This window comes from Haloferax sp. AB510, from assembly GCF_024136985.1.
Classification (GTDB): domain Archaea; phylum Halobacteriota; class Halobacteria; order Halobacteriales; family Haloferacaceae; genus Haloferax.
In genome coordinates this window covers 1-22,198 of sequence record NZ_JAMYJY010000064.1, presented here as the reverse complement: position 1 = coordinate 22,198, position 22,198 = coordinate 1, and the positions used below count along the sequence as shown (strand labels likewise).

Here is a 22,198-nt window from a genome sequence, read left to right as displayed (position 1 = left end):
GCAAGGAATGTCCAAATACAACCTGAACAGCTTCTGTGACTTGGTCGAACATCAGTATTATCAACACAATTCCTGCAAACACATATTCTGGACCAAAGACTATCCCTAAGATTTGGTCAGATAATAAGAGTGTTCCAAAGAAGGAAGGTATAACGAATATTAATGAGGATGTCAAAATATTTGGAATGAGTTCTTCGATCTGTTTATCCGCACCTTGTGAATGCCATTCACTAACCTGAGGAAATAGCGCGTTCGCAATTGCTCGGCTAAACAATATAACCACATTAGCTACTCGCCATGCAATCTCATATGCTGCCACGTGAGATTGCGTTAGAAACAGCCCAATAATCGCGATATCCATCCAACTATAAACGTATCCGCCAACAGACGAGATTACATTATATTTACTGTAATCAGTTATTGAATAGATGTGAGCTCTGGATGGTACTCGCAGTTTCACAGAAACCTTGCTCCACCCCCAGACTAATTCAATCACATACCCACATAATAGAGAGTAAATGAGTCCAACAACGCCAAAGCCCTGTAACACTAAAGCTGCACCCATACCAACCCACACAGCCTGACGTGTGAATTCAATGAGTGCTGTTTCTCCTACTCTTAGTTCACCCTTTAGCGTCACTATTGACAATTGAGAGATCTTTTGAAGTAGTAAAGCAAACACAAGAAGAATTGCCAATTTTTCACCAAGGTATCCATTAATATACGATTCGAATAACAAAATCAGTAGTGAAATCACAACACCAGCAACAATTTTGAGAACAATCGCGCTAGCTAGAAACTCTCCTTGGAATTTCCCCTCACTAATTCGCTTTTCAACTGCACCACGCAGACCTAAATCTGTAGGAATAGAGAACATTCCAATCAATGCTTGGAATAAGAAAAATGTTCCAATAGCAGATGACCCCATCTGTCGTGCGAAAAAAGCGATACCAAGGAATTGAATCGCTGCCCCTGATAATTTTGCAGCGAACAGCTTACTACTTGATTTTGCAATACTCATTATAATCGCGTTTCTTCACTTTGACATCCAAAAACACGCTATTCAACTCTTTGGTTCAGATCAATTTGTGCTTGACGGTGGTATCAAAAATGGTTGGTGCTAGTGAATTTGTAATCCAGATTTTTCCAATCAGTAATGTTATAATTATTGGACATTACTCTACGTATGAAGATGCCAAACATCCACGACGTCGAAGTCCGCGACCTCCAAGTCAACGCCGACCAGCGCGGCCACTTGGTCGAAGTGTTCCGCAGCGACTGGGACGAATACGAAATCGACCCGGAGATGTCCTACTACTCGATGACGTACCCCGGAGTCGTGCGAGCCTGGCATCGCCATCTCGAGGGGCAGATCGACCACTTCGTCTGTCCGAAGGGCCGCATCACGGTGGGCATCTACGACGACCGCGAGGACTCGCCCACGCAGGGAGAACTCGACACGTTCGTCATCGGCGAACACAACCAGCAGGTCATCCGCATTCCCGGTGACTGCTGGCACGGATTCAAGGCCATTGGCGACGAGCCGTCGCTGCTCATCAACTACCCGACGAACCTCTACGACTACGAAGACCCCGACGAAGAGCGGATTCCGTACGACGACGACCGGATTCCATACGACTGGAACGCAGAGATTCACGGCTGAGTCGGTCGCCTGCCAGCAGGGCACAAACTTATTTAGTACCGTGTAAGGTATCGTCTCATATCGATGAAAGGCGTACTTCTCTCAGGAGGCACAGGCTCTCGTCTCCGACCCATTACCCACACCGGGCCGAAGCAACTCGTCCCGGTCGCGAATAAACCCGTCCTCGAATACGCAGTCGAAGACCTCAAAGAAGCTGGGATCACCGAAATCGGCGTCATCCTCGGCCACAAGGGCCGCGAGGAAATCCAGGACCTCCTCGGCGATGGCTCCGACTACGGCGTCGAAATCACCTACATCGTTCAAGGCAACCCCCTCGGCCTCGCACACGCGGCGGGCTGTGCGAAGGACTTCGTCGGTGACGACGACTTCGTGATGTACCTCGGCGACAACATCCTCAAAGAGGGCGTTGTCGACCTCGTCGAAAGTTTCGAGTCGGGTGACTTCGGTGCGGGAATCGCTCTGCAGGAAGTCGAGAGCCCACAGCAGTTCGGGATTGCGGACGTCGACGACCAGGGCAACGTCACCCAGCTGATCGAGAAGCCGGACGAGCCACCGACGAATCTCGCACTCATCGGGATGTACGTCTTCTCGCCCGCGGTCTTCGACGCCATCGAGCAACTCGAACCCTCGTGGCGCGGCGAGCTCGAAATCACGGACGCGATTCAATCGCTCCTCGAGGACGGCTACGCCATCGACTCGCACGTCGTCGAAGGCTGGTGGAAAGACACCGGCAAGCCCGAAGACATCCTCGAGGCGAACCAACTCGTCCTCGAAGACAAGTCGCTCCGAAAACAGGGTACCATCAGCGACGATGCGACCGTCGACGGCCGCGTCGAACTCGCGGAGTCAGCGACCATCGAAGACGGCGCAGTCGTCCGTGGCCCGGTCTCCATCGCCGACGGGGCGGTCATCAAGTCGGGCACCTACGTCGGCCCGTACACGTCAGTCGGCCCGGACTCGATGCTCGAAGGCGTCCACATCGAGAACTCGGTCGTTATCGGTGAATCGACCATCAACACCTCCGGTCGCATCGTCGATAGCCTCCTCGGGAAGGGCGCGAACATCGGAAGTGCGGACGACTTCCTCCCGGAGGGCCGCCGCCTCGTCGTCGGCGAGAACTCCCAACTGAAACTCTAACCATGCACATCATCACCCACGCCTGCACGCAGTGCGGAACCGTCGTCTCCGCGAACGAACTCGAATCGAACCGCGTGATGAAGTGCCCCGGACTGGGCTGTGAGAACGTCCTCCGCTTTACGGACCTCGACCAGGCTGACCAGGAGCACTTCCTCGACAACAAAGCCAGCTACGAACTGTAATCGCTGAACGCGGCTTCGAGCGCCGCGAGGTCGGCGTCCAATGTCGGTTGGGGCCGACCGAGTTCGCCTTCTACGTTCGACACATCGAGACACGAGCGTCGCGGCCTCGCCGCCGGGCGGTCGAGGTCGGCCATGACCGACGACTCGATGAGTGTCGCATCGCCGTCAATCACACCACAAATCGCTTCGCCGAACTCGTAGGGCGTGACGGCCGACTGACTCGCAACATGAAAAGTCCCCGACACACCGGCATCGAGCAGTTCCAGCGTGGTCGTCGCGACGTTGCCAGCCCGACTGGGCGTCATCGCCTGATCGGTGAACAGCGGGACCGTGTCGCCCGCAGCGAGCGTTGAGGCAACCCACTGGGGGAAGCCGACGAGGTCGCCCGTATCACCGCGTGCGCCGTAGACGAACGACAGGCGGAGCATGAGTGCATCAGTATTCACCTCACGGACAGCGCGCTCGCCGGCGAGCTTCGAGCGGCCGTACTCCTGAATCGGCGCTGGCTCGTCATCCTCCTCGTAGAAGGAGTCTGTCTCGCCGTCGAAGACGTAGTCCGTCGAGTAGTGAACGAACGGAATCTCGCGGTCGTCACACACCGCCGCGAGATCGCCTGGCGCGGTTCCGTTTACTGCAGTCGCCACCTCGGGATTCGATTCACAACCGTCCACGTCAGTATAGGCGGCGCAGTTAATCACCAGATCAACGTCGTACTCATCAAGCAATGCGACGACCCGTTCAGTATCCGTGATATCGACTTGGTGGAGGGGACAGTCGAAGGCAGGTTCCTCGGAGTGATAGCCGCCGACGACCGCGTGGCCCTGCTCGCGGAGCGTCCGGACGACGACACTCCCGAGCAAGCCGTTAGCGCCGGTGACGAATGCGTACATGTACTCGTTGTGTCGATGAAAATGTAAATATATGCTGCCTCTGTTGGTGGCATATGGACGTACTCGTTACTGGCGGTGCTGGATTCATCGGTTCGAATTTTGTGCGGTATCTGCTCGATAACGGCGACGATTCCGTCGTCACGCTTGACGCGCTCACCTACGCCGGGTCGCGTGACAACCTCGCCGGCTATCTCGACCACCCAAACCATCAGTTCGTCGAGGGCGACATCCGCGACCGCGAGCTCGTTGACGACCTCGTGGCCGATACTGACGTCATCGTGAACTTCGCTGCGGAGTCACACGTTGACCGCTCTATCGGCGGGGCCGAACCGTTCGTCTCGACGAACGTCCAGGGAACCCAAACGCTCCTCGATGCCGCCCTCGATGCGGACATCGACCGGTTCCTCCAGATTTCGACCGACGAGGTGTACGGGGAAATTCACGAAGGAAAGTTCACGGAAGACGACCCACTCGCGCCACGGAACCCCTACTCGGCGACGAAAGCCGGGGCGGACCTACTCGTCCAGAGTTACCGGGAAACCCACGACCTGCCGACGCTCATCACGCGAACCTGCAACAACTTCGGTCCACGGCAGCACCCGGAGAAACTCATTCCGAAGTTCATCCAGCGCGCTGCGAACGGCGAGACGCTCCCAGTCTACGGTGACGGCTCGAACGTCCGCGAGTGGATTTTCGTCGAAGACAACTGCGCAGCACTCGATGTGGTCCTTCGAGAGGGAGCCATCGGTGAGGTGTACAACATCGGCAGCGGTGTCGAACTGTCGAACCTCGAAACGACGGAGAAGATTCTCGAGGCCGCCGGTGGGTCGGAAGACCAAATCGAGTTCGTCGAGGACCGCGCGGGCCACGACCAGCGCTACGCCATCGACGCGACGAAGACGAAGGCGCTCGGCTGGGAGCCCAAGTGGAGCTTCGAAGACGGCCTCGACGCCTGCGTCGACTACTACCTCGGCGACGACGAATAGATGGCCGACCAACGCACCCAGGCGGACGAGCAGGACACGTGGATTCCCGACGACGAGTGGGAAGCAATCGTCGCGAACGTCCCGCTGGTCTCTGTCGACCTCGTGATTCGTCACGAGGGCGGCGTCGTCCTCGGCCTCCGTGAGAACGAGCCCGCACGTGGCGAGTGGTTCGTCCCTGGTGGGACCGTGTTCAAAAACGAGACGCTGACGGACGCTGTCCACCGTGTCGCCGACGAGGAGTTAGGCGTCGATGTGACGATCGAGTCGCGACTGGGGACATTCGAACACTTCTACGACACCTCGGAGGTCGACGGCGTGGACTCGAAACACTACCTTGCGACTGCGTTCGAGGTGACACTCGACGACGACAATCTCGAGATGGACGCCCAACATAGCAAACTGGAGGTCTTCGAACCGCCGTACGAAAACCTCCACCCGTACGTCGAGCGATACCTCAACGCGCTCGAGTAAGCACGGCAGAACCAACGCGTCTTCAGGTTCAGCTCAGTTTCAGTAATCGAAGGGAACGTCGCGAGAAAAGTGGTGCCGGATTACTCGCCGAGCGAACCCAACAGGAACGACCCGAACACCATCTGCAACCCGACCACCACAGCCACGGTCGCCACGACGTCGGCAACGGCAATCGGGAGCGCACTGAACCCACTGGTCACCCACGTGAACGCCAGGAACCCACCGTAGGCGAGCCCAGCAAGGAACACGAGCGACCCGATCGTCGCCCCTCTCTCAAGCGAAATATGCTCGGTGAACCACGTCGTAAACGGATCCGACGCACCACGAACCGGATCCGAAGACACCGTCGAAAACGCTCCGAACAGCATCAACTGGAAGCCAGCAAGCGTCAGCAGGCCACCACCAATCCCGGTGTGAATCCCGAACTGCGCGCCGCCGATCTCGACGCCGGTCCACGCTAACAGGAGCGCCAGTACACCGACCACAGACAACCCAAACCCAGGCGCGGAGAACAGGTAGCCGGGCGCATTGACCAGCATAAACCGAACGTGTCGCCAGCCATCAGGGAAGCTCTCGAGGTTCGCCTCACCCTCACGCGGGTGATAGGTAATCGGCTTCTCTTCGATCTCGAGGTCCTTCGCACCGGCCTCCATAATCATCTCGCTGGCGAACTCCATGCCCGTCGACGAACACTCCATGGTCTCCCAGGCGTCGCGAGTAAAGACACGCATCCCACTGTGTGCGTCACTCACGCCAGCGCCGTAGAACACGTTGAGGAACTTCGTCAACAAGGGATTCCCGACGTGTTCGTGCAGCGGTGGCATCGAGCCGGGCAAGATCTCACCCTCCAGTCGCGACCCCATAGCCATATCTGCATCACCGGACCGAACCATGTTCAGGAGCTTCGGCAGCTCCTTGAAGTCGTAGGTACAGTCAGCGTCGCCCATGGCGATGTACTGGCCGCGGACGCGCTCGAAGGCGTACAAATACGCGTAGCCGTAGCCCTTGCCGTCGGGTTCGATGACGACCGCACCATTCTCTTCGGCGATCTCGGGCGTGCGGTCATCCGAACTGTCTGCGACGACGACCTCGCCGTAGATTTGCATGTCCTCGAGGGCGGCTTTGACCCACTCGATACACTGGGCGATGCCGCCTTCTTCGTTGAGGGTGGGCATCACGACCGAGAGCGTGGGCGTGATGTCGCTGTCTGCAGACAAAAGCAACTCATCACCACTGAGTTGGATATCCGATGCTGACGTACCGTGTTTGCCGTTACTCAGCTGTTGTGCATGCTGAGTGTCGTTGTGTGCGCTTGACGTTCCCATAGAGGTTGACCACCTGTTGTGAGCACCGCCGAATCACTATGCAGTGTTCGGTGCACTCGACGAACGGTTTCTATTGTGTTGACTCGGAGAGCCTCGTAAAGAGTTTATCGTCTGAGCACTCTGTGTAGACAGAATATAATATTGAGAATATATATGCGAATACAATTTCGATGAATGAGTTTATGGGCGGGACGCGCCTCCATCGGCGTGTGTATCCGCTTGGCCACCTCGCATTCGGCTATCTCTCCATTGTGGCCCTCGCTCGCGTGCGTGACTGGGAGTTCCAGTACCCCCACGGCCTGACGCTCGCGCTCCTCGCGATAGGGACGCAACTGCCGGACATTATCGACAAGCCGCTGGCCTACGCGGGCGTGCTCCCGAACGGCCGGTCGCTCGCGCATTCACTCCTAATACTCACCCCGGTCGTCTTCCTCGGCGTCCGGTATCTCACACACAAGGGCTACGAGTCCGAAGCTCGCGTCCTCGCGGTCGCAATCGCGTCACACCTCCTTGGGGACTCGTATCTCCTCATCCTCCGACAGGAGTGGCGCGAACTCGGCTTTCTGTTGTGGCCCGTCGTGCCCGGCCTCCAGTACCCGAGCGACGACATCGCCCCGTGGGTGCGGATTCTCAACGCCGGCTTCGACAGCCCGCAGCTGCAGTTCCAATATCTGCTGTTCGCCGGAGCCGTGGCTATCTGGCTCGTGAGCGTCTATCGACGACGCCGGCGACCGGCGGCGTGACACTCCAACGATATAACGTACATATGTTTGTTTCACAAGCCGCGACGAGAATAGTTAGAATCCCAACTATTTTGTCCCGTGCTAACATACGCCAGTATTGGGGGTAGGAACGAGTTGTCAGCTCGGCACCCAACATCGAACGACGACTGCGCATCTGAGTGACCACCACAGTGGTCGGTGAGTCACCGACTCGCGACGCTTGCAGGGGATTGGTTCCCGCAGTCTCCGCTGAGAGAGTGGCGTGCGTGTCGTCGAAGACCACTCCCCGGTCGGCGTCGATCTCGTGCGAACACGGGTTAGTGCAATCCCAATCGATATACTCGTGGTTCCGGTAGTCAAGGCTAGGAGCACGCACGTACGACACACGCTCCCAGCCACCCTATGATCGACGAGTCAACGACGATTGGCCGTTGCCCGGACTGCGAGACGGAACTGCACGAATATCACGTGTTAATCGAGTTCGAGACGGAAGACGACGAGACTGGCGTGTTCGCGGACTGTCCTCAGTGTGATGATGTTGTTCGGTTGAATCGGTAGAGCTTGAAGGTGCCGCTAGTCAGCTTCGGACAGCGTACTCAGCTCTCAAAAACAGATAAAATTGGGTCGTTACTGCGGAGCGGTCTGCTTCTGCAGGGTTGCAGAGTTCGAACCGGATTCGGACGTCCAGACGACGCGGATGACTTCACCGGACCACGTGGTATCCGTGGAGCCGACAGTAATCAGCGCGCTATCCCCTGCGCTGACTTGGTCGCTGAAGGCCGTTGATTCGATGTAGTTCGTGCCGTCTGGGGCAGCCCCATCAATCGAGATGCTCAGTCGGTCGGCGTCAACTGCGTCACCAGATTCGTGGGTGATCGTCACTTGTGCCTCGTCAGCCGCCCCGCCGTCGTTGTCGAAGTCAAACCCGAAACTCGCCTGCGGGGCGGTGTCGCCGACTTGGTCGCCGAGACCGAGGACGAAGGTGCCGATGACGGCCGCGAGGATGACCGTAATCGCGACCATCAGAATCACGCCGATAACGGGCGAAACAGCAGCGTCGTCTTTGAAGAGGTGTGTAAGTTGCATTGTATGTCTCCTGTGCCCGAACAGACGGCCATCGACGGGTGGTCGACGCGTGTCGCACGCAGCGAACAGATGAGGTACCTGTTGCATACCCGCGACCCCTGTGGGCTTACAACCAAACATATGTCGGGCATGCTAATAAAGATAGATTGAGTGACTATCTCATAGCACGGAACAATCACAAACACAGACAATTCATGGGAGAATCCATCGAAACAACGCAGCAGAACCGCGTTAACGAGTCGCGATTGTCATACCTATCATGAATGTCTTGAATCGCGATAGTTATCTTTGAGCAACACGTTCGGACTCTCATGCCGCTTGCGACGGAGCCAGGAGTCGCGCGGACGTACGCAACGCCGGTCGCCGACCCGTGGGAGTACGTCCTGCAGTACCGCGAGACGATGGACTATGCCGCGGCCAACCCTGATAAGGGGTCGACCGCGGTCAGCACCGCCCTCGGTCTCCCGCGGAGTCGCGTCCGCGAGTGGATGGATGGGAGCGTCCCGGACGTGGTCCGCGGGCTGCAGACGGCCATCGAACGCGGCTGGTTCCCCGACTCACTCCGCCAGCCAGCCGCGCGTGCGCTCAACCGCCTCGTCGCCGCGGTGTTCGCGACGGGGAGCATCGCCCTGGAGAACTACCGGCCGTCGTTCGTCGTCGACGAGGCAACCCGCGACACCGTCGCCGACGCGCTCACGACACTCGGTACGGGCCACCGGACGATTCACACCGACGACGAGCGACGCGCGACCGAACTCGTCCCGCGACGCGACGCCGCGGTGTTGGGTCGTGTGCTTGCCGCGGCCGGCGCGCCGGTCGGCCCGAAAGCCCGGCTGGACACGCTCTCGCTCCCGGCGTACCTCGACGACGCGCCGCTGTCGATACAGGTCGATTTCGTCGAGGTGTACGTCGATAGCCGAGGGACGGAACTCGACGGGAAGGCGACGACCCCGCTGCTCGAACAGCGAAACGAGGCGTTTCGTCGTGAACTCGCGGCGCTCGTCTCACAAGTGACCGACGAACCCGTCTCGGTCGGTACGAATGGCGTGTATCTGTCGGCGACGGCCGCGCGCCGACTCGGCGTGCGGTGAGTTCCGGGGAAACCCAGACTGTGGTGTCGACTACTCATCCCACAATACATTCTCGATAACTGAGTGAATTGACTTATCGGTAGTGAGTTCAACACAAGCAACCACAGTAAACCAATAAAATAACCGAATTAATTCAATAGTTAGAGTTTTCGCCGTGAATTATAGGAATTTTCCTCATTATACGGAGGGAAGACATCGACGATCCTCGATCGAAAATATGTCGAGAAACACATTATATTCAAACTATCCAACAAAACAGACATACTCTAATTCGAACTGTCGACTCGGGCGAGTGCGTCTGGATGACGCTCCCCCGGAGGTTCTATGCACGCGATAATATAATCGTCTGCATACTGATTGACCGCGAACACGAACTCGGCTGGGTGGCGTCCCAGTTCACGCGAGGTGACCACCATCGAGTTGCTCCGCCCAGGGTGATGACGCTGTCCGAGACCGAATGGGACGCGTCGCTGTCACGGGTGGCTCATCGCTCGGCGATTGTGATGCTCGAGAGCTGAGAACGGCGTCAATCGACGGTGTTAGTCCGACTGCTCGGTCACGCCGTCGCACGCACAGAGTTGCAGCGCAGTCCGAAGGTGGAAGTTCTTCTCGTCGGGGTCGTTCGTTTCGAGGGCTTTGTGCAGGTGGACTTTCGTCTGCTCGACGAACGATGACGGTTCACTCATCGCTCCCGGTGTCGGTGTCACTAGCAGGCGTTCGGAGGCCAACCACGATCCAGTCTACGCGAGGGTCGGATTGTTGAAACATATCACTCATGTTTCCTAGCTAACCTTATTCTCAAAAGTGTTTCTAGACGATCTCTGCCCCTATAGCCACGTCTCAGTGGGTCGATTCGAATGTGGATCGTCAGGTCCACAAACAGTCAGTCGACACCCGCTCACCACTCGGCGAGTCGGCCGTCGTCGTGATGCCAGACGGGGTTGTACCAGTTGACCTCGCCTTGGGAGCGCTCGCGGACGTACGCCTCGTCCACGTCGATACCCAGTCCCGGGCCGGTCGGTCGCTTGACGAAGCCGTCCGAGAAGTCGAACTGGTGGGGGTCGTCGAGATACGCGAGGCCGACGCTCTCGTCCGGGTCGTGGAGGCCGAGGTCCTGTTCTTGCATAACTGCGCTGTGAGAAGCGAAGCCGGCTTGGAGGTTCGCGGCGAAGGCGACCGGGCTCAACGGACAGTGGGGGACGACGGACACGTCGAACGCCTCGGCCATCGTCATCACCTTCCGGAGTTCGGTAATCCCGCCGACGTGGGTGACGTCCGGCTGGAGCACCGACACCGACCCCTCGGTCAAAAGCGGCTTGAAATCGTAGCGAGAGTAGAATCGTTCGCCGGTCGCGAGCGGGGTGGTCGTCCCCTCGGCGAGCGCGGCGAGCGCCTCGGAGTGCTCGGGGCGGACGGGCTGGTCGATGAACATCAGGCCGTAGGGTTCGAGCGACTCGACCAACTGCGAGGCCATTGACTTCGAGACGCGCCCGTGGAAGTCGACGCCGAGGTTGAGGTCGTCGCCGAGCGCCTCGCGGACGGCGGCGACGCGCTTGCGGGCGGTCTCGACGGCGGCCGGCGGCTCCAGCGGGCCGAACTCGTTGGTCGCGTTCATCTTGAGCGCCGTGTAGCCCTGGTCGCGCCGCTGAATCGCCTCTTTGGCGACTTCTTCCGGCGTCTCGCCGCCGACCCACTGGTGGACGGGCATCCGGTCGCGGACGTGGCCACCGAGAAGGTCGTACACCGGGGCGTCGTAGTGTTTCCCTTTGATGTCCCACAGCGCGTGGTCGATACCGGACAGCGCGCTCATGAGAACCGGGCCACCGCGATAGTACCCGCTTTGGTACAGTTTCCGCCAGTGGTACTCGGTGCGAAGCGGGTCTTCGCCCAGTAGGTACACCTCCACGAGTTCTTCCACCGCAGCCCGGACCGTCCGGAGGCGACCCTGCACGATGGGCTCGCCCCAGCCGACGAGGCCGTCGCTCGTCTCCAGTTTGAGCAGCAGCCACCGCGGGGGCACCGCGAACAGCTCGTAATCCGTGATGTGCATGGTCGCACAATCCGGAGTGGATACTTCAATGCGCGGGGGAATCGCCGAGTCTCGACGACAGTGACCGGGCCGTGAGCATGAGACTGGCGCTGTCGATTCGAGGGTAGTCAGCGAGCGTGGTCAGTCAGCCCCGGCGCTCGCGTTTTCGAGGGGCTGTGAGAGCGCGCTCTTCGCGTCGTCGGTGAGTTCTCGCTGGTGAATCGTCTCGCCGGTCTGGGTGTCGAACAGGTGGACGTCCGTCGCCGGGGCGTGCGCGTACAACCGTTCGCCTTCGCTGATGGGTTGTTGTCCGTCGACTTCGACGACGAACGTCTCGTCGTGGGACGCCGCGACCGACCGGACGTACACGTACGAGACGCTGCCCATCGGTTCGACGACGTCGACGACGACCTCGAAGCCGTTGTCCGTGGGCGCTTCGGAGAGCGTGTAGTCTTCCGGGCGCGCGCCGAGGGTCACCGCGGTCCGGTCGCCGACGTTCCCCCGCATGCGTTCCGAGAGGTCGTACTCGAAGCCGTCGGCGACGAGCGTGCCGTCCGTGACCTCGCCCTCGAAGAAGTTCATCGAGGGCGACCCGATGAAGCCGGCGACAAACCGGTTTGCCGGCCGGTAGAAACACTCCAGCGGGGTGCCGACCTGCTGGAGTTCGCCGTAGTTGAGGACGACGAGACGGTCGCCCATCGTCATCGCCTCGGTCTGGTCGTGGGTGACGTACAGCGTCGTCACGCCGAGGTCGCTCTGGAGGCGGTTGATTTCGGTGCGCATCGTCGTCCGGAGCTTCGCGTCCAAGTTGGACAGCGGCTCGTCCATCAGAAACACGTTCGGGTCGCGGACGATGGCGCGCCCGAGCGCGACGCGCTGTTGCTGGCCGCCCGAGAGTTCGCCGGGCGTGTTGTCCAAGAGCGACTCGATACCCATCATCTCGGCCGTCTCGGTCACCGTCCGTTCGATTTCGTCGGCCGAGAGGTCGGTCGACATCTTGAGCCCGAACGACATGTTCTCCTCGACGGTCATGTTCGGGTACAGCGCGTAGTTCTGGAACACCATCGCGATGTCTCTCGCGCGCGGCCCGAGTTGGTTGACGACCGTGTCGCCGATGGACACGTCGCCGTCGGTCTGTGTTTCGAGTCCGGCGACCATCCGCATCAGGGTCGATTTGCCGCTGCCCGACGGGCCGACGAAGACGACGAACTCGCCGTCTTCGATGTCGAGCGACACGTCGTCGACGGCGACGACCGCGTCGCCGCCCTCGCCGAACTCCTTCGTTACGTCGTCTAGGGTGATACTGGCCATGAGTGTGTCTCCGTGTTCGTGGTGCGGCTGTGTGTCCCCGCCGCGTGGGTGTGAGTCTGGGTGTGGGTACGGGTGTGGTTCGCGAGCGATGCGTGCTGTCGTGCCGACGGTCGTCGGCGGTGTGCTGGGTCGGTCAGTGTCATTCTTTGATCACCACGCCGAAGCTCAGCCCGGCGGCGAGGTACTTGTTCACCGCGACGAGGAAGACGACGACCGGGAGAATCATCGCCATCGAGGCCGCGGCGAGCATCCCCCACTCGATGGAGCGCGAGCCGATAAACGAGTAGACGAACAGCGTCACCGGGACCGCCTTGAAGTTCGTCAGGACGAGTCCGAACAGGAGCTCGATCCACGCGAAGATGAAGCTGATAATCGCGACCGAGAAGATGCCGGGTTTCGCCGCCGGCAGGACGACTTTGCGGAAGCCTTGGAACCGGGTCGCGCCGTCGACGCGAGCGGCCTCTTCGAGCGTCTCGGGGATGCCGTCGAAGAACGCCTTCATCACCCAGACGACGAGCGAGAGGTTGATGCTGACGTACATGAACACCATCCCGATGCGGCTGTCGAAGAGGTTGAGTTCCCGGAAGATGACGAAAAACGGGATGACGACGGCGATGGGCGGGAGCATCCGCGAGGAGAGAATCCACACGAGCACGTCCCGCTCCATCGGGATGTCGTACCGCGAGAGGACGTACGCCGCGGGCACGCCGATGAGCAACACGAGCACGACCGACGCCGACACCATGATGACGCTGTTGGCGAACGCCGCGAGGAACGCGCCGTCCTGTGCGAGCCGGATGTAGTTGTACACCGTCGGCAGGAAAAGCCAGTCCGGCGGCAACGCGTTGGCTTGCCCCGGGGGCTTCAGCGACATCGACGCCAGCCAGTACAGCGGGAACAACACGACGAACGACCACGCCAACAGAAGCCCGTGGCGGGCGACGCTGACGAGCGTCTCGCGGGTGTCTTTGTCGAGGCGCTGGGACCCAGTGTCGACGGGCGACTGAGAGTGGGACTGAGACCGAGACTGGTTCTCGGACGCCATCAGTCCCACACCCCCTCGAAGCCGACCTTGGCGATGACGATGTTCGCGATGGCGACCACGAAGACGAGGTAGACGACCGCAATCGCGGCCGCCACGCCCGGCGAGTTGTTGATGAACATCTGTTCGTAGATGTTGATGCTCACGAGTTGGGTGGCCGTCCCCGGGCCGCCTTGGGTCAGGCCGTAGACGACGCCGAACGTCCGAAAGAGGTCGATGAGTCGGATGAGCGTGGCGACGAACACCACGGGCTTCATGTACGGGATGACGACGTGGAGGTAGCGACGCCACAGCGGCGCGCCGTCGACGCGCGACGCCTCGATGAGCGTGTCGGGCACCGACGAGAGGCCGGCGTAGAAGATGATGAACATGAACGGCGTCCAGTTCCACGTGTCGAGGAGCACCACCGTCAACAGCGGAATCTCAGAGAGGAACGCCGGGGCCGCGAAGGGCGTCGTCGCCTCGATGAGATAGGGGATGACACCGATTTCGCTGTTCAGCATGATGCGGCCGATGGTCGCGAGCGAGACGGGCGCGACGGCCATCGGGATGATGAACAGCACTCGGTAGAACGACTGCAGTCGCTCGGACTCCACGCCGGCGACGAGCGCGGCGAGGCCGAACCCGAGGACGCTCTCGAGCGCGAGCGCGCTGACGACGACGGTCACCGTGATGATAAACGAGTGCAGCGCGCCCCCGCGGCCGAACGCCGTCGCGTAGTTCTGCAGGCCGACGAACTCGGCTGCGAAGACGTCGAACGTGGGCTCCTCGATGACGCTGAGGTAGAGGTCGTACGCGCCGGGGAAGAAGGTGATAAGCAGCATCACCAGCACCATCGGCGCGATGAACCAGTACGGGAGGTAGTCGTTCCACAGCGCCCGCAGCCTGGCGACCCCCGTCTCGCTCGTCGTCGTCGTTTCGGTCTGTGTTTGCGTGCTCATGGCGTCACTCGCTGTAGATCTCCTCTGCGACTTCGGCGGCCGTCGTCATCGCGGCCTCGGGGGATTTCTGGCCCGCGAGGGCGCGCTGGAGTTCCTCGGAGTAGCGCTGTCCCCACTCGGGGTACTTCCGGTCGAACGGGTCCGGCGACGCCGACTGGAGCGATTCGAGGGTCACCTGCGCGAACTCCTCGCCGACCTGCGAGCGGAACTCGTCGTTCTCCCAGACCGACTGGCGGACGGAGAAGGCGGCGTCGCTGTGGAGGTGCATCCACGTGTTCGTCGGCTCCGAGGTCGCCCAGAGCATGAACAGGAACGCCTGTTTCGAGTTCGCCGCGTTCTTCGACGTCGAAATCTGCCAGTTGTACGCGTTGGGTGCGAACTCGCCGTCGGCCGGCTTCGGGACCTTCGCGATGCCGACGGTGTCGGAAATCGACGACTCCGAGCCGGTCAGGCCGGGCCAAAACAGGTTCGCGTCGGCGACGATGTGGCCCGCGCGGCCCTCCTGCATCGTCGAGAGCACGTCGGACCACGACTGCGTGGACGCGCCTTCGGGGCCGTAGTCCCGCAGGAGGTTCGTGTACCACGTCGCCGCGTCGATGACACCCGACGAGTCGAGCCCGGAGTCGGACGGGAACTCCGTCCAGAGGGACGACCCCATCTCGCGGAGGAGCATGTTCAGGATGAAGATGTTCATCCCGTAGCCCTTCTGTCCGCGGCCGACGGTGCCGACGACCTCCGACTCGTTTTCGTGAATCGTCTGGGCGTTCTGGCGGAACTCCTCGAGCGTCTCCGCGACTTCGAGGTCGTGTTTCTCGTAGAGGTCGGTCCGGTAGAACTGGGTCTGCACTTCGACGGTGATGGGCAGGCCGGTCCAGTCGTCGCTGAAGCCGCCGCCGTGGGCCTGCCACCGCGACGCCTCGAAGAGGTCGTCGGGCTGGTACCAGGCTTCGTCGTACAGGCTCTCGTCTTCGAAGTAGGGGTCGAGCGGCTGGAGCCAGCCTTCGTTTCGGTACTGGTTGACCACCTGATCCATGAAGAAGACGTCAAACTGGCCAGCGCCGGTGCTCACGTCGGTCTGTCGCTTCGTCCGGAACTGGTTTTCGGGGAGGATGTTCCAGACAACGTCGATGCCGGTGAGTTCCTCGAAGACGGGGATTGCCGGCTTGATCGCCGAAACCCACGGGTGCTGGACGGCACCGATGTTGATCTGGGAGCCCTCGAACTGCGCCCAGTCGATGTCGGCGTCGTACTCGCTGAGCGGGATGGCGGGTTCGGACGACGATGCAGTCGAGGTGTCGCCGTCGGTACTATCGCCGTCAGTCGAGCCGCCGCTGTTCTGTGCCTGGTCGCCGCCGCGGGTACAGCCGGCGAGACCGCCGAGGAGACCCGCTGCTGCTGCCGTCTTGATGAAGCTTCGTCGGTTGTGGTCGTTCGTCATTGGTAGTGATGTGGTGTGTGCTGTGTCTGTGTGGTCAGTCGCGCTGTGCCGCGTTACCGGGCCGGGTAGATGATCTTCTTCAGCCCGCGGTTGTCCTCCATCTGGTCGAACGCGGTTTCGAGACCGGCGAGACCGAACTCGTCGGTGATGAGGGTGTCCACGTCGATACGGCCGTTCTGGAGCAGTCGCACTGCCCGTGCGAACGTGTCCGGCGTGAGCGAGTAGCTCGTGACGACCTCGCGTTCCTCGAAGAACAGGTCGTACGGCGAGAGTTCGATCTCGGCGTCTTTCGGGGGGACGCCGAAGATGAGCGTCCGGCCTCCCGGTCCCGTGAGCGAGTGCGCCTGTGCGATGGTCTGTGGGAGGCCGACGGCCTCGACGGCGATGTCCACGTCGCCGACGAGATTTGGAATCACCGTCGTCGGGTCCGTGACGGTCGGGTCGATGGTGTGGTCGGCACCGACCGACTTCGCCACCGCTCGACGCTCGTCGACGGGTTCGGAGACGACGATGGTCCCCGCGCCGCTCGCTCGGAGCGCCTGGACGAGAAGCAGGCCGATGAACCCCGCGCCGACTACGACGACGGTCTCGCCGCTCGTCAGGTCGGTCTGGTCGATGCCGTTGATGACGCACCCGAGCGGTTCGGCGAACGCGGCCGTCCGGTAGTCGAGGTCGCCAATCGCCTCGACGTTCCCCACGGGAACGGCCGCGTACTCCGCGAACGCGCCGTCGATGACGTGTTTCGCGGCCCCGCCGAGGGAGGTGAGATCGTGACAGAGGTTCTCCCGGCCGGCCTTACAGGCGCGACACTCGTGGCACGGCACCGACGGGTTGATGGCGACCCGGTCGCCCACTTCGTAGCCGTCGACGTCCGACCCGACATCGACGACTTCGCCCGCGCTCTCGTGGCCGGGCACCGTCGGGAAGTCGACGTCGAGATTGCCGTGATACATGTGCAGGTCGGTGGTGCAGACGCCACAGGCGTGTATCTCGACCAGTACCTCGTCCGCGTCGGGGCGCGGTCGGGCCGTGTCGGTTATCGCTACGGTGTGGGTGTCCGTCAGTTGGGCAGATTTCATTGGTTCGACCGTGACAATCCGTTCAAAAACTGATTGATAAAACCCCATGGCAAGAATCGAAACCGCTCGTTTAGAGATCTATACCACCGAATATCGGCCGATTCAGATTGTTCTGCAGAGCAAAACGAGGTAGCTATTGCCGCCCCATTTGTTGTATAAGCTATAATAATTAACAATCAGGCGTGTACTGGGGCGTGTGCGGCGCGGGGCATCGTTCTGCTCTGAAAAACAATTTCTATATAGCCGTGTCACCTCGTGGCACTACAGAGATGACGGGGACAACGACGGTCGACGCGACGATGAACTCGTTTCGCATCCTCGAGCGACTGGTCGCGTCCGACGAGGCGCTCGGGGTCACCGAACTCGCGGCCGACGTCGGGCTCTCGAAGGGCGTCGTACACACGCACCTCAACACGCTCGCGGAACTCGGATACGTGACGAAACGAGATCGGAAGTACCTCGCGTCGATGGGGCTGTTGGCCCTCGGCGAGGAGGTTCGGTCCCACCTCGGCGTATTCACCGCCGCGAGACACCACCTCGATAACTTGGCGCGGGTCACCGGAGAGGTCTCGACGCTGTTCGTCGAGGAAGACGGCGTCGGCATCTGCGCGTACATGGCTCACGGGCCAAACGACTGGGCGCCCGCGTACGCGTGTGGAACCCGCATCCCGCTCCACGTCACGGCCCCCGGCAAGGCCATGCTCGCGTCGCTCGGCCGCGAGCGCGTCGACGACATCCTCGACGAACACGGCCTCGACGCACGGACCGGCGAGACGATTACCGACCGCAACGTGCTCCGCGGCGAACTCCGAACGATTCGCGAGAACGGCATCTCGTTTTGCAGAGAAGAACAATCTGCGGGGGTTATCGGGGTGGCGTCGTCGATTGCCCTGACTGAGCGCGCGCCAGCCGCGGCCATCGGCGTCTGCGGGCCGTCGAGTCGACTCACCGGTCGGTATCTCGAAGAGGACATTACCGGGCAGGTCATCAGCACCGCGAAATCGATTCAGGTCGACCTGACGCGGTGACCCAACCGGGTAGCGTGTCGCCTCGCGGACGTCGAACGCGAGACGACCCGAGTCGCTCGCCCCAGCGACGCGGTTACAGATTCTCGCCCGCGATGATTTCCTCGACTCGCCCGTGGTCGAACAACTGTTCGTCGGCCCCGAAGTCGGGGTAGTCGTCGCCGTCCTCGTAGGTCGGCCAGTCGCCGAACTGGTCGGGGTAGAGCTGTTTGGCGGTCATCTCGGTCTGGAACAGGTTCATGAGCGGCCCCTGCCACCGGGTCCCCTGCGGGTAAACGCGGTCGTTCTGGACGGCGGCCAGTTCGCGGCCGACCGGGTCGTCCCGGAGGTTCTGCTTCAGCCCGTCGAAATCGACGGTTTCGGTGACCGTCCACAGCGTGAGAATCACGTCGGGGTCGGCTTCGAGGAGCGCCTCCATGTCGACTTCTTGGAACGGGCCCGTGAACTCCTCGTCGCCGAAGGCGTCGACCGCGCCGAGCGGCCGGGTGTGGGAGTTCCAGTAGCCGGGCGCGTTCAGGCGAAGGAGGTAGATGCTCGACAGGTCCGTCGAGATGGAGAGATACGCGGCGGTCGGGCGCTCGGACTCGGCCGGAAGTCCGTCTTCGACGGTGGTGAGCTGGTCGTCGTGGACGGACTGCAGGGCCTCGTAGCGTTCGCGCTCGCCGTACAGCGACGCGACGCGGTCGAACAGTTCCCAGAGGTCGTAGTACTGGTAACCGTCGGCCCACGCCTCCGGGGGCGTGGAGTTGAAATTGCTGTAGTAGTTGCCGAACCACGGGCCGATGTTGTCCGCGACCTCGTCGATGTCGGTTTGGTTCCAGTTGTCCTGCGTGGACACCCACGCGGGGTCGACGAGGTGGAGGTCGCTGTCGAGTTCGTACAGCCGCTCTTTCGTGAAGCCGTACTCGCCCGCCGCGTCGGCCCACTCGATGTCGAAGTCGTCGAAGCCGGCGGTGAAGTACTCCAGACCCGCGACGGTGCCGTCCCACCAGAGGTTGTTCACGGTATCGCCCTGCCCGAGCGCGCTCGCCATGTCCGGGAACCACGGGAAGTGGGTGAACACGTTCGTCGGCGGCTCGTCCAGCGTGACCGTCCCGACCGGCGACAGTTCGGCCGTGTAGCCGGAGTCGTCCGTCTCGGTTTCAGTCGTCGTCTCGGTGGCTTCCGTCTCGGTTTCGGTCGCCGTGGCGGCCTCGGTCGCGGTCGTCGTCCCGTCGTCGCCCGACTGCCCGGCGCAGCCCGCGAGCACCCCGCCACCGAGAAGCGCACCACCGTACTTCAGGTAGTCTCTCCGCGTCGGCCCCGCGTTCTCGTCGGTCTGTTTCATACGAATTAGGCTCACCTAAACCAATATAGGTGCTTCGAAGTTTAGGCCGGGCTAAAAACAAGTGACACGACGGGGCGCGGCCGTCGCCTCACCGGCGGTCGGCGCTGACGCTAGGGTTCCGACACGCCGACGACCTGCTTGCCGATGTTGTCGCCGGAGAACAGGCCGAGGAACGCGTCGGGCGCGTTCTCCAGGCCGTCGACGACGGTCTCGCGGTGTTCGAGGTCGCCCGAGGCGACCCACGCGCCGAGTTGCTCGCTAGCCTGCTCGAACCGGGTCGCGTAGTCGCCGACGAGCAGTCCCTGAACCTTCGCCCGCGGCGCGATGAGTTGCGGGAGCTTTCGCGGGCCGGTCGGGACGCCCTCGTCGTTGTAGTGAGCAATCTGCCCGCAGATAGCGACGCGGGCGTCGAGGTTCAGTTTCGTGAACACCGCGTCGGTGATGGGCCCGCCGACGTTGTCGAAGTACACGTCGACGCCGTCGGGCGCGGCGTCGTCGAGCGCCGCGCGATAGTCGTCGACTGCTTTGTAGTTGATTGCGGCGTCGAAGCCGAGGTCGTCGGTGAGCCACGACACCTTCTCGTCGGAGCCCGCGAAGCCGACGACGCGACAGCCGTTGAACTTGGCAATCTGGCCGACGACGGAGCCGACTGCACCGGCCGCGCCGGACACGACGACCGTCTCGCCGGGCGAGGGGTCGCCCACCTCGAGCAGGCCGAAGTACGCCGTCCGGCCGGGCATCCCGAGTACGCCGAGATATGCGGGCAGGTCCGCGACGGATGGGTCGACGGGCGCGACCTCGCTCGCGTCGAGGACGCTGTAATCGGCCCACGTTCCGTTGCCGGTCACGAAGTCGCCGGCGTCGTACGCCTCGCTTTTGCTTTCGACGACTTCGCCGACGACGCCGCCCTGTAGTGGGTCGCCGACCGACCACGGTTCGGCGTACGACTCCGCGTCTCGCATCCGCCCGCGCATGTACGGGTCGACGGAGAGATATCGCACGCGCACGAGGAGTTCCCCGTGTCGCGGCTCCGGGCGGTCGCCCTCGCGGAGTTCGAAGCTGTCCATGTCCGGTTCGCCCTCGGGGCGCTCGGCAAAAATCCACTCGCGGTTCGTTTCGCGCATACCCGAACACCGACCCGCGACGGTAAGGACGGTGTTGTTTCCAGCAGCACCGTCCGGTTCGACGGGAAACGGCCGGCGTCGCTGCTCCGCCGCGACGAGTCACGGACACCACCTTCGCCGAACCCAGCCCCTATCTGGCCGGGCCGACTATGCGACGGCGAACAATGCAGGTCGCAGTCATCGGCGCGAACGGCGGTATCGGACGGGAACTGCTCCCGCGACTCGCGGACGCCGGCCACGACCCCATCGGCGTCGTCCGCGACGAATCGCAGTTCGAGGCGGTCCGCGACCGCGGCGGCGAGCCACGACTGGGCGACCTCGAAGGCGACTTCGACGCGGCGCTCGACGGGGCCGACGCGGTCGTCTTCACCGCCGGCTCCGGCGGATCGACCGGCGCGGACAAGACGCTGATGGTCGACCTCTGGGGCGCTCGGCGGGTAGTCGACGCCTGTGTCGACGCGGGCATCGACCGCTTCGTGATGATTAGCTCGGTCGGCGCGGGCGACCCGCTCGCGGGCCCCGAGCCCCTGCGCCCGTATCTGGTCGCCAAGCGCTGCGCGGACGACCACCTCGAACAGTCGTCACTCGACGCCACGATTCTCCGCCCCACGAGGCTCACCGACGCGGAGGGCACCGGAACCGTCTCGCTGACCCTCGACGAACGTGACGACACGCCCGAGATTCCGCGAGCCGACGTGGCCCAAGCGGTCGTCGCCTGTCTCGATATCGACCGGACGGTCGGCGAGACGATGCATCTCACGGGTGGAGAGACGCCCATCGAGCAGGCGCTCGGTGGCGACGACTGAGTACCTCCCGCGTAACTCCCGCGGGCACCACGCGACCGGACCGACATCAGGCGGTTTCATACTCCTCCGCCGAGCAGGTAGCGAAACCGTGAGTACGACACCGGACGCGGCGGGCACACGACGCGAGATACTGGGCATCGTCGTCGGCTTCTTCCTGCTTTCGACGGCGGCCGCGGCTTACGAAATCGCGCCGGCAAGCGTCTTTCCGGCAATTCAGGAGTCGCTCGGCCTGAGTTCGAGCGCGGCGGGCTGGCTCGTCAGCATCATGTACGCGACGGCGGTCGTCACGAGCGTCCCCATCGGCGTCGTCCTCGACCGCTTTTCGGTGCGCCGCGTGGTCGGATTGGCGACCGTCGCGCTGGTCGTCGCCGGCGGCTGGGGCTGGTACGCGGCCACCGCCGGCGCGTACGGCTGGCTCCTCGTTTCGCGGGTGCTCGGTGGCCTCGCATACGTCACGTTCTGGAACGCGGGCGCGAACGTCGTCGGGAGCGCGGTCCCCCCGGAACAACGCGCGACGCAGTCG

At 61.9% G+C, this 22,198-nt stretch carries 23 protein-coding genes; 10 read left to right on the top strand and 13 right to left on the bottom strand.

Features of this window, described 5'->3' with window-relative positions; genetic code table 11:
• Positions 1–1,021: oligosaccharide flippase family protein (locus NKF06_RS12945; RefSeq protein ID WP_253245637.1), on the bottom strand; the 1,021-nt coding region annotated here is incomplete at its 3' end.
• Between the two features lie 171 nt (positions 1,022–1,192).
• Here NKF06_RS12945 and NKF06_RS12940 point away from each other — a divergent pair.
• The 3 genes from NKF06_RS12940 (at position 1,193) to NKF06_RS12930 (ending at position 2,982) form a co-directional block, all read left to right on the top strand.
• Positions 1,193–1,663, top strand: coding sequence for a dTDP-4-dehydrorhamnose 3,5-epimerase family protein (locus NKF06_RS12940; RefSeq protein ID WP_004041940.1), 471 nt, complete (start codon positions 1,193–1,195; stop codon positions 1,661–1,663).
• 63 nt (positions 1,664–1,726) lie between these two features.
• Positions 1,727–2,800 (top strand): glucose-1-phosphate thymidylyltransferase, encoded by a 1,074-nt coding sequence (locus NKF06_RS12935; protein ID WP_253245636.1) that lies wholly within the window; start codon positions 1,727–1,729, stop codon positions 2,798–2,800.
• 2 nt (positions 2,801–2,802) lie between these two features.
• Entirely contained in the window at positions 2,803–2,982 is a 180-nt protein-coding gene (locus tag NKF06_RS12930; protein ID WP_004041942.1) for a hypothetical protein, read from the top strand.
• Here the strand turns inward: NKF06_RS12930 and rfbD are convergent.
• The gene (gene rfbD / locus NKF06_RS12925; RefSeq protein ID WP_253245635.1) at positions 2,970–3,872 is read right to left on the bottom strand and encodes a dTDP-4-dehydrorhamnose reductase; all 903 of its coding nucleotides are present in this window, start codon (positions 3,870–3,872) and stop codon (positions 2,970–2,972) included. The genes NKF06_RS12930 and rfbD overlap by 13 nt on opposite strands.
• 53 nt (positions 3,873–3,925) lie before the next feature.
• Here rfbD and rfbB point away from each other — a divergent pair, with 53 nt between their 5' ends.
• Both rfbB and NKF06_RS12915 read left to right on the top strand, forming a co-directional pair.
• Positions 3,926–4,858, top strand: coding sequence for a dTDP-glucose 4,6-dehydratase (rfbB, locus tag NKF06_RS12920; protein ID WP_253245634.1), 933 nt, complete (start codon positions 3,926–3,928; stop codon positions 4,856–4,858).
• Complete coding sequence (locus NKF06_RS12915) at positions 4,859–5,329, top strand: NUDIX domain-containing protein (protein WP_253245633.1); 471 nt, start codon at positions 4,859–4,861, stop codon at positions 5,327–5,329.
• An 80-nt stretch (positions 5,330–5,409) separates the two neighbouring features.
• Here NKF06_RS12915 and NKF06_RS12910 read toward each other — a convergent pair whose 3' ends face one another.
• A complete protein-coding gene (locus tag NKF06_RS12910) occupies positions 5,410–6,654 on the bottom strand; it encodes a glycosyltransferase family 2 protein (RefSeq protein WP_253245632.1) in 1,245 nt (414 codons plus the stop codon).
• A gap of 209 nt (positions 6,655–6,863) precedes the next feature.
• Here NKF06_RS12910 and NKF06_RS12905 point away from each other — a divergent pair, with 209 nt between their 5' ends.
• Positions 6,864–7,397 (top strand): metal-dependent hydrolase, encoded by a 534-nt coding sequence (locus NKF06_RS12905; protein WP_253245631.1) that lies wholly within the window; start codon positions 6,864–6,866, stop codon positions 7,395–7,397.
• 606 nt (positions 7,398–8,003) lie between these two features.
• Here the strand turns inward: NKF06_RS12905 and NKF06_RS12900 are convergent.
• The gene (locus tag NKF06_RS12900) at positions 8,004–8,462 is read right to left on the bottom strand and encodes a type IV pilin N-terminal domain-containing protein (RefSeq protein WP_253245630.1); all 459 of its coding nucleotides are present in this window, start codon (positions 8,460–8,462) and stop codon (positions 8,004–8,006) included.
• Between the two features lie 311 nt (positions 8,463–8,773).
• On the opposite strand from NKF06_RS12900, the gene NKF06_RS12895 reads away from it, so the two are divergent.
• Positions 8,774–9,553, top strand: a complete 780-nt coding sequence (locus NKF06_RS12895; protein ID WP_253245629.1) for a hypothetical protein — start codon at positions 8,774–8,776, stop codon at positions 9,551–9,553.
• A gap of 539 nt (positions 9,554–10,092) precedes the next feature.
• Here NKF06_RS12895 and NKF06_RS12890 read toward each other — a convergent pair.
• From NKF06_RS12890 to NKF06_RS12860, 7 genes are all read right to left on the bottom strand, one after another.
• A complete protein-coding gene (locus NKF06_RS12890) occupies positions 10,093–10,239 on the bottom strand; it encodes a hypothetical protein (protein WP_253245628.1) in 147 nt (48 codons plus the stop codon).
• Between the two features lie 212 nt (positions 10,240–10,451).
• Complete coding sequence (dgoD, locus tag NKF06_RS12885; protein WP_253245627.1) at positions 10,452–11,603, bottom strand: galactonate dehydratase; 1,152 nt, start codon at positions 11,601–11,603, stop codon at positions 10,452–10,454.
• Positions 11,604–11,723: 120 nt separating this feature from the next.
• Positions 11,724–12,893 (bottom strand): sn-glycerol-3-phosphate ABC transporter ATP-binding protein UgpC, encoded by a 1,170-nt coding sequence (ugpC, locus tag NKF06_RS12880; RefSeq protein WP_253245626.1) that lies wholly within the window; start codon positions 12,891–12,893, stop codon positions 11,724–11,726.
• A 139-nt stretch (positions 12,894–13,032) separates the two neighbouring features.
• Positions 13,033–13,938, bottom strand: a complete 906-nt coding sequence (locus NKF06_RS12875) for a carbohydrate ABC transporter permease (protein ID WP_253245625.1) — start codon at positions 13,936–13,938, stop codon at positions 13,033–13,035.
• Positions 13,938–14,876 carry a sugar ABC transporter permease gene (locus NKF06_RS12870; protein WP_253245624.1) on the bottom strand — a complete coding sequence of 313 codons (939 nt, stop codon included), beginning with the start codon at positions 14,874–14,876 and terminating at the stop codon, positions 13,938–13,940. Before NKF06_RS12870 ends, NKF06_RS12875 begins: the two co-directional genes overlap by 1 nt.
• 4 nt (positions 14,877–14,880) lie before the next feature.
• Complete coding sequence (locus tag NKF06_RS12865; RefSeq protein WP_253245623.1) at positions 14,881–16,314, bottom strand: extracellular solute-binding protein; 1,434 nt, start codon at positions 16,312–16,314, stop codon at positions 14,881–14,883.
• A 53-nt stretch (positions 16,315–16,367) separates the two neighbouring features.
• Positions 16,368–17,393 (bottom strand): zinc-dependent alcohol dehydrogenase family protein, encoded by a 1,026-nt coding sequence (locus NKF06_RS12860; RefSeq protein WP_253245622.1) that lies wholly within the window; start codon positions 17,391–17,393, stop codon positions 16,368–16,370.
• 269 nt (positions 17,394–17,662) lie between these two features.
• Here NKF06_RS12860 and NKF06_RS12855 point away from each other — a divergent pair, with 269 nt between their 5' ends.
• A complete protein-coding gene (locus NKF06_RS12855; RefSeq protein WP_253245621.1) occupies positions 17,663–18,421 on the top strand; it encodes an IclR family transcriptional regulator in 759 nt (252 codons plus the stop codon).
• 73 nt (positions 18,422–18,494) lie between these two features.
• Here the strand turns inward: NKF06_RS12855 and NKF06_RS12850 are convergent, their stop codons facing one another.
• Both NKF06_RS12850 and NKF06_RS12845 read right to left on the bottom strand, forming a co-directional pair.
• Positions 18,495–19,745 (bottom strand): ABC transporter substrate-binding protein, encoded by a 1,251-nt coding sequence (locus NKF06_RS12850; RefSeq protein ID WP_253245620.1) that lies wholly within the window; start codon positions 19,743–19,745, stop codon positions 18,495–18,497.
• 110 nt (positions 19,746–19,855) lie between these two features.
• On the bottom strand, positions 19,856–20,869 hold the full coding sequence (locus NKF06_RS12845; RefSeq protein ID WP_253245619.1) for an NADP-dependent oxidoreductase: 1,014 nt from the start codon (positions 20,867–20,869) through the stop codon (positions 19,856–19,858).
• 164 nt (positions 20,870–21,033) lie between these two features.
• On the opposite strand from NKF06_RS12845, the gene NKF06_RS12840 reads away from it, so the two are divergent.
• A complete protein-coding gene (locus NKF06_RS12840) occupies positions 21,034–21,675 on the top strand; it encodes an SDR family oxidoreductase (protein WP_253245618.1) in 642 nt (213 codons plus the stop codon).
• Between the two features lie 88 nt (positions 21,676–21,763).
• The coding region (locus NKF06_RS12835) for an MFS transporter (protein WP_253245617.1) at positions 21,764–22,198 on the top strand (435 nt) is incomplete at its 3' end.